A 7,140-nucleotide genomic window follows, 5' to 3' on the forward strand; every position below is an offset into this window, starting at 1 on the left:
GGTGATGGGGGCGTGCGTGCTGCTGGGGCTGGGGACGAGCCCCCTCCAGGTGGAGGTGCTGGAGGAGACGCGGGCCCAGGTGGTGCGGACCGACGGCGGGCAGGCGTGCACGGTGGAGCGCTGGCGGCTGCCACCGGGCGTGCGCGAGGGAGACATCCTCGTGGACGGCCGCCTGGACCCGGAGCGGACGGAGGCGCTGCGGCGCGAGGTGGCGTTGAAACGGGCCGCGCTGGCGGTTCCCCTTCCTCCGGGGCTCGAGCTGTGACGCGGAGACACCGGTATCCACGAGGGGATTGGCGTTGACGGCCCAGCCAGGATGATGAACATGCGCGCGATGACGGAGTCCCTGCCCTTCCTTGAAGATGCCCAGCAGGGACTGGTGCGGCACTTCGGCCTGTCGGAGTTCCGCCCCGGCCAGGCGCCCGTCATCAGCTCCGTCCTCAGCGGCCGCAACACCGTGGTGGTGATGCCCACGGGCGCGGGCAAGAGCCTGTGCTACCAGCTGCCGGCGCTGCTGTTGCCGGGCATCACGCTGGTGGTGTCACCGCTCATCGCGCTGATGAAGGACCAGGTGGAGCAGCTCGCCGCGAAGGGCATCGCGGCCACGTACATCAACTCGTCCCTGTCCGACGTGGAGCGGGCGGACCGCCTGCGCAAGCTGCGCGCCCGCGAATACAAGCTGCTCTACGTGGCACCGGAGCGCTTCCGCAGCGGAAGCTTCCTGGAGCTGGTGTCCGGGCTGGGCGTGGAGCTGTTGGCCGTGGACGAGGCGCACTGCATCTCCCAGTGGGGCCACGACTTCCGGCCGGACTACGCGCTGCTGGGACAGGTGCGCAAGCGGCTGCGGCCTCCGCGCACGGTGGCGCTCACCGCCACGGCGACGCCGGAGGTGCGCGAGGACATCGTCCGCGTGCTCCTGATGAAGGACCCGGCGGTGTTCGCGCAGGGGTTCGACCGGCCCAACCTCTTCCTGGACGTGGTGAACGTCAGCGGGGACGAGGAGCGCCGGGACGCGTGCGCGAGCCTGGCGGCGAAGGGCGGCAGCGGCATCATCTACTGCTCCACGCGCAAGGCGGCGGAAGGGATGCACTCCGCGCTCGTCACGCGCAAGGTGAACGCCGTGCTGTACCACGCGGGCATGGAGGACGACGCCCGCCGCCGCGCGCAGGACGACTTCATGTCCGCGAAGGAGGCGGTGGCGGTGGCCACCAACGCCTTCGGCATGGGCATCGACAAGCCGGACATCCGCTTCGTCGCGCACGCCAACATCCCCCGGGCGGTGGAGGCGTACTACCAGGAGATTGGCCGCGCGGGCCGCGACGGCAACCCCGCAACGGCGGTGCTCCTGTTCAACCACGCGGACGTGTACACGCAGGAGCGCCTCATCGAAGGCAGCCACCCGTCCGAGTCCGTGCTGTCGGACATCTGGGCGCAGCTGCAGGCCGTGGAGGAGTTCGACCGGGGCGTGCACGCGCTCGCGGGCATGGTCGGCGCCAGCGAGTTCGAGGTCTCCGCCGCCCTCAAGATTTTCGAACGCGAAGGCAAGCTGGAGCGCGGCGGCCGGGGTGAAGGCGAGTACGGCATCACGCTGACGGACAAGGCCGCCAGCGCGCAGCCGCACGCGGCGGAGTCCCAGCGGCTCCTGCGCTCGCTGCTGGAGACCTTCCCCGTGGGGCGGCAGGCCACCACGGAGCTGCCCATCCTCGCGCGGCGCACGGGGCTGACGGAGGACGACGTCCGGCACGCGCTGAGCCTTCTGGAGAAGTCGGGCGTGGTGCGGGTGCGCCGGCCGTTCGCGGGGCGCTCCATCCGCGCGCTGGAGCGCGTCCCGTTCCGCGAGCTCTCGGTGGACCTGTCCCGGGTGCGCGAGCAGGAGCGGCTCAACCGGCTGATGCTCAAGCGGATGGCGGACTACGCGTACACGCCGAAGTGCCGGCGCGCGTTCATCCTGCGCTACTTCGGACAGGCGGACGCGGCGGCGGTGTGCGGCAAGTGCGACCGGTGCGCGGGCAGCATGATGCCCAAGCCGTCCGGTTCCGCCTCGCGCTCCGCGCCGGCCGCGTCCGGGGCGCCGGTGATGGAGTACAGCGAGCTGGCCTCCATGGAGCTGCGCCGCTGGCGCAAGGACCTGGCGAAGGACCTGGACGTCCCGCCCTTCATCATCTTCAACGACGCGACCCTGCTGGGGCTGGCCGCCGCGCTGCCGGTGGACCGGGACTCCTTCCTCGCGGTGAAGGGCACCGGGGAGAGCCGCTGGGAGCGCTTCGGCCCCAAGGTGGTGGAGATCTGCCTGATGGCGCGCGCGGCGGGCCATGAGCCTCAGGCGGCGCCGGTGGCCCCGCGCTTCCGCAAGGCGAAGTCGCGCCGCTAGCCGTTGCCGGGCGGAGGCCGCTCACCGCCGCGGGTGGCGCGCAGCAGCGCCCACCGCAGCACGGCCATGATGGCGCCCACCACCAGGGCGAGCAGGAAGATGACCGCCACGGTGACGACGCCGAAGACGACGCGCACGCCCAGGTCGCTGATGCGGCCGGTGAAGTACGCCTCGCGCAGCGGCTCCATGGCGCGCACCAGCTCCAGCGCCCGCGCCGGCAGCGAGTCGAGCGCCATGGAGAGGCGCTCGAAGAAGGGCGCGTGGTACCGCCTCCGGATGGTCTCCACGACGATGCCCGTCAGCAGGTAGAGCACCGACAGCAGGAAGGCGTTGCCCCACATGACCTTCAGCAGGGGGGAGGACGGGGGCCGCGGGTCGCTCACATCGACCACGCTAGCGCGACGCCCGGCGCTTGAGGAGCGGAAGGGCCTTCTTCACCCGGTTCGCCTCCGGCGCCCCCCCGGCGAGCTTCAGGAAGGTCTCGTAGGCCTCCACCGCCCGGGGCAGCTCCGCCGTCTCGCGCACCAGCACGTCCGCCAGCGCCAGGTGCGCCAGGCCGTCCGTGGGCTCCAGCTCCACGGCCTTGGCCAGCGCCTCGCGCGCGGGGGCCTCCTGGCGCTGCTTGAAGGCCACCAGGCCCAGGGCCAGGTACGCACGCCCGTTGTAGGGGGCCAGCCGCACGGCCTCATCCGCCGCGGCGCGGGCCTCCTTCACGGCCCCGGCGCCCAGCAGCACGCGCGCCAGCGTCACCTGGGCGAAGGCCTTGTCCCAGACGGTGGGCGCCTTGTCGGCCAGGTCCTGCAGCGTGCGCGCCGCCCCACGGCCACCGCCCGGCAGCTGCGTGTACAGCTCGCCCACGCGGCCGCACGTCGCGTCCGGCCCTTCCCGCCGCGCCGCCGCGAAGGCCGCGTCCGCGCTCTCCACCTGCCCCTGGCGCAGGAACGCCTGGGCGATTTCGCAGAAGGTGTCCGGGTCCTTGGAGTCCAGCTTGTTGGCGCGCTCCAGCGCGGAGAAGCCGCCCTTCGCGTCGCCGTTGGCGAACAGGAGCGCCGCGCGCAGCCGCTGTCCCTCCGCGTCGTCCGGCGCCAGCTTCACCGCACGGCCGGACGCGCCTTCCGCCTCCTTGCGGCGGCCGGACTGGTACAGCGCCAGCGCGAAGCCCTTGTGCGCGGCCGCGCTGCCCGGGTTGTCCAGCTGCCACGCCTCGAACTGCTTCAGCGCCTCTGGCGTGCGGCCCAGCGCCAGGAGCGTGCGGCCCAGGGCGTCACGGGCCTCGCCGTGCGCGCCGTTGCGCTCCACGGCCTGCGTCAGCGGCTTGAGCGCCATGTCCGGCAGCCGGCGCGACAGGAGCAGCCGCCCCAGCGAGCACGCGCCCTCGTAGTCGCGCGGGTCCTTCATCGCCTCGTCGAACTGGGCCTGCGCCTTGTCGAGCGCGCGCTCGCGCCAGTACACCTGTCCCAGCGCCACGCGCAGGTCCGTGCGGGGCTTCTTCGCCACGGCCTTCTCCAGCACGTCGCGCGCCTGGGCGGCGTTGCCCTCGTGCGCGTCCGCCAGCGCGAGCCACGCGACGGCCTCCGGCGGATAGCGGTCGTTCACGCGCGTCTTGCCCAGCTCCGCGCGGGCGCGCTTCCAGTCCCCGAGCCGCGCGTACGCCGCGCCCCGCACCAGCGACACCTTGCGGCCTCCGTCGGCCTCCAGCCGCAGCAGGGCCTCCTTCTCGCGGTCGCGGTCCAGCAGCGTGCGCCCCAGGCCCTCCTTCGCGGCCTCGCTCTTGGGCTGCAGCTTCAGCGCGGCCTCATAGGCCTGCTGCGCGGCCTCCAGCTTGCCCGCCGCGCGGCCCGCGGCCCCGAGCGCCAGCTGGAAGTCCATGGCCAGCGGCCCCTGCGTGCCCTTGGAGAGCATGCTGCGCGCCTCGTCGTACTTGCCCAGCGCGGACAGGATTTCGCCGTGCACCAGCTGCTGACGGGGCTGGAGCGCGGGGGGCACCTTCGCGTCCTGCGCGAGCGGCGCCACGTCCGCCAGCGCCGCGTCCAGGTCCTGCTCCAGCGCGAGCCGGCTCTCCGCCATCCCGATGCGGGCGGCGGCGTGCTCCTTGGAGACGTCGCGCGCGCGCTTGAACATCTCCAGCGCCTGCGCGAAGTCCTCGGAGGCGAGGTAGTAGTTGCCCAGCGCCACCAGCGCGCGGACGTTGCCCGGCGACGCCTTGAGCGCGCGGTCGAAGCGGTCCAGGGCCTTCTTCTCGTCCTTGGCGGCGATGAGCAGGCTGCCCGCGAGCGCGTGCACCTCCGTCACGTCGTCCTGCGAGGCGAGCAGCGCGCGGTTCGCGGACTCGCGGGCCCGGTCGTCGGCGACGAGCGCGTTGGTGGCCAGCACCAGGCCGTTGAAGCCGTCCTTCACGCCCGGCTTCTCCAGCGCCTCCAGCGCGAGCCGGCGGTCCTCCGCGTTGGCGCCGTGGTCCAGGTAGCGCAGCGCGTGCGCGTAGCCCGCGAGCGCCCACGCGGCGGGACTGGCCTCGTCCATGTCGCGCGCGCGGTCGAGCTGGCGGAGCGCTTCATCCAGTGACGCGCCCGTGTCCTGCGCCACGGCGCGCTTCGCGAGATCCAGCGTCTCCGACAGCGTCTGGCCGCCCTGGCGGGAGCGGTAGAGGATGAAGAAGCCCGCGCTCGCGCCCAGGAAGATGAGGGCCACGAAGAGCGCCACGGTCTTCGCGCCATAGCGCTCGAGGAGGGACTGCTTCGCCCGCTCCTTGGCGATCTTCTCGTGCATCTCGCGCTCGTACTTCGCCGCGAGCGCCTCCGTGTCCTTCGCGTTCGCCGCCGCCTTGTTGCGCGCCGCGGCCGCCGCCAGCTCCGTCGCATCCGGGATGTCGTCCAGCAGCGACCGCTTGCCACCCGAAGCCGAAGCGACCGGAGCCGGCGTCACCGGCGCGGCCGGGCGAGCCCGCACCACCTCCGGAGGCGGAAGGTCCCCGAGCAATCCCCCGCCCTGCGACGCGGAGGGTTCATCCGCGGGAGGTGCTTCGGGGAGATCCGCCAGCATCCCGGACCTGCGCCCACGGCTGGAGGCCCCTGGCTCCGCCGCCTGCACGGGGGCGGGAGGCGCCTCCGCGCCCTGATCCGGCTCCGACGGCGCAGCGGCCGCGGGATCCGCATCGTTCCCTGGCTCCTGCGTCTGGCCCGGCTCCGCTCCTGCGTCCGACGCCGCACGCCCACGTCCCGAGCCCGGCTCCTGGCCTGGATCCACACCCGCGCGTTCCGAGCCCGGCTCCGACGGGCTCCTGGACGCCGCATCCATCGGATCCGCGCCATCCTGCGGCGCACCGCGCTCCTGCCCGCCCGCCTCCACGGGGTCAGGGCCCCGCGCGTCCTCCGGCACCGGCGTCCCGATGGGAGCCGTGGGTCCACCATGAGCCTCCACGGAGGCGACCCTGGAGGCCGCCTGCGCATCCGTTCCACCCGCCGGAGTCTCCGTCCGGGCAGCGCGGCGCGGCTCCAGTCCCGCCGCGGCGGCGGCACGCGCCTCGAACGCGGACGGGGCCGCTTCCGGAGCCGGCGGCTCCGGCGCTTCCTCTTCGGGCGCGGCCGCGGGGGTCGCCAGGACGCCCAGGTCCTCGAAGATGGGCGCCGGTCCACCGGACAGCGCCTGCTGGGCCTGATCCAACCACTGCTTCACGCGCCCGTTGTTGGGCTGCAGCGCCACGGCCTTGCGCAGAATCGGCAGCGCGGAGCGGTACAGCCCGCGCTGCAGGAGCACGTCGCCAATGAGGTTGTAGGCGTACGGGTTGTCCCGCTCGATAGCGATGGCCTGGTCGAACTGCTCCATCGCCTCCGCGGGCCGCCCCAGCTGGATGAGCGCCTTGCCCCACAGCACCCGGCCCACGACGGACGTGGGGTGGTGGGAGATGCCCTGCGTACACACCTCGATGGTGCGCTGCGCGTCTCCCTTCTCCAGCAACGCCTTCGCCAGCTCCACGAAGACGGAAGAGGTCGGGTCCTGCCGGAGGAGCTGCTCGTAACGCTCCACCATCGACTTGGCCATGTTGAGTCGCGACTCCGGTGCGCTAAGCGGGGGAGCGCGGACCATACCACTGCCCTCGTCCGTTCCGCCCAGCGGCTGGTAGCGTCGCGTGCATGAAACGCCTGCCTGCCCTGATGGTCGCCCTGGTCCTCGGTGGGGCCTGTGCCCACACCCCTCCCAAGTCGGACCTGGAAGCCCTCAAACCCGTCGTCGAAGGCTTCCACAAGAACCTGCGCTGGAGGAACTACCGCACCGTCTCCACCTTCCTCGTCCCCGAGGAGCGCCAGGACTTCGACCGCAAGCGCCGCGAGCTCAACGACGACCGCGACCTCACCGTCACCGACTACGAAATTGAGGACGTGAAGCTCGCCGAGGACGGCCGCCGCGCCACCGTCCACAGCCGCATCCAGTGGATGCGCCTGCCCTCCGTCACCGAGCAGAACGACACCGTCACCTCGGAGTTCGTCTTCCGGGATGGCGTCTGGCTGCTGGAGAAGCAGCAGTCCGGTCCCTTCGCGGGCGAGCTGGAGCCACGGGAGGCACCGCCGGCGCCGTCTCCGTAGCCCGCAAAAAAGTCGCCCACCGTCTCGGGGCCGGCCGAGACGATGGGCGTCGAGGGTTCCCCAATGGAACCCCCTACCAGGGTGACGATGTCGCGCGGTACTTCCGGCCCGCTGCGACCCCGCCGTATTGCCTGGTCTCTAGAGCAATGCGGATGCCAACCTCCCCGCCCCCCTGCCCTGCCCCTGCTT

General features: G+C 72.7%; 5 protein-coding genes. 3 read left to right on the forward strand and 2 right to left on the reverse strand.

Annotated features, from left to right (window positions below; all coding sequences use genetic code 11):
* Both D7V80_RS39515 and D7V80_RS39520 read left to right on the forward strand, forming a co-directional pair.
* Nucleotides 1-265: DUF3006 family protein (locus D7V80_RS39515; RefSeq protein WP_370452633.1), on the forward strand; the 265-nt coding region annotated here is incomplete at its 5' end.
* A gap of 51 nt (nt 266-316) precedes the next feature.
* Complete coding sequence (locus D7V80_RS39520; RefSeq protein WP_120592946.1) at nt 317-2,371, forward strand: ATP-dependent DNA helicase RecQ; 2,055 nt, start codon at nt 317-319, stop codon at nt 2,369-2,371.
* Here the strand turns inward: D7V80_RS39520 and D7V80_RS39525 are convergent.
* Nucleotides 2,368-2,712, reverse strand: a complete 345-nt coding sequence (locus tag D7V80_RS39525; protein ID WP_120592947.1) for a hypothetical protein — start codon at nt 2,710-2,712, stop codon at nt 2,368-2,370. The genes D7V80_RS39520 and D7V80_RS39525 overlap by 4 nt on opposite strands.
* 52 nt (nt 2,713-2,764) lie before the next feature.
* The gene (locus D7V80_RS39530) at nt 2,765-6,409 is read right to left on the reverse strand and encodes a tetratricopeptide repeat protein (protein ID WP_120592948.1); all 3,645 of its coding nucleotides are present in this window, start codon (nt 6,407-6,409) and stop codon (nt 2,765-2,767) included.
* Between the two features lie 92 nt (nt 6,410-6,501).
* On the opposite strand from D7V80_RS39530, the gene D7V80_RS39535 reads away from it, so the two are divergent.
* Nucleotides 6,502-6,951: a hypothetical protein gene (locus D7V80_RS39535; protein WP_120592949.1), complete on the forward strand. Its 450-nt coding sequence runs from the start codon at nt 6,502-6,504 to the stop codon at nt 6,949-6,951.
* The last annotated feature ends 189 nt before the right edge of the window (nt 6,952-7,140 follow it).

This window comes from Corallococcus sp. CA054B, assembly GCF_003611625.1.
In the GTDB taxonomy this organism is placed as follows: domain Bacteria; phylum Myxococcota; class Myxococcia; order Myxococcales; family Myxococcaceae; genus Corallococcus; species Corallococcus coralloides.

Coding starts and splice junctions, on each gene's coding strand:
- D7V80_RS39520 (WP_120592946.1), top strand. CDS start 317: ATGATGAACATGCGCGCGATGACGGAGTCCCTGCCCTTCCTTGAAGAT.
- D7V80_RS39525 (WP_120592947.1), bottom strand. CDS start 2,712: ATGTGGGGCAACGCCTTCCTGCTGTCGGTGCTCTACCTGCTGACGGGC.
- D7V80_RS39530 (WP_120592948.1), bottom strand. CDS start 6,409: ATGGCCAAGTCGATGGTGGAGCGTTACGAGCAGCTCCTCCGGCAGGAC.
- D7V80_RS39535 (WP_120592949.1), top strand. CDS start 6,502: ATGAAACGCCTGCCTGCCCTGATGGTCGCCCTGGTCCTCGGTGGGGCC.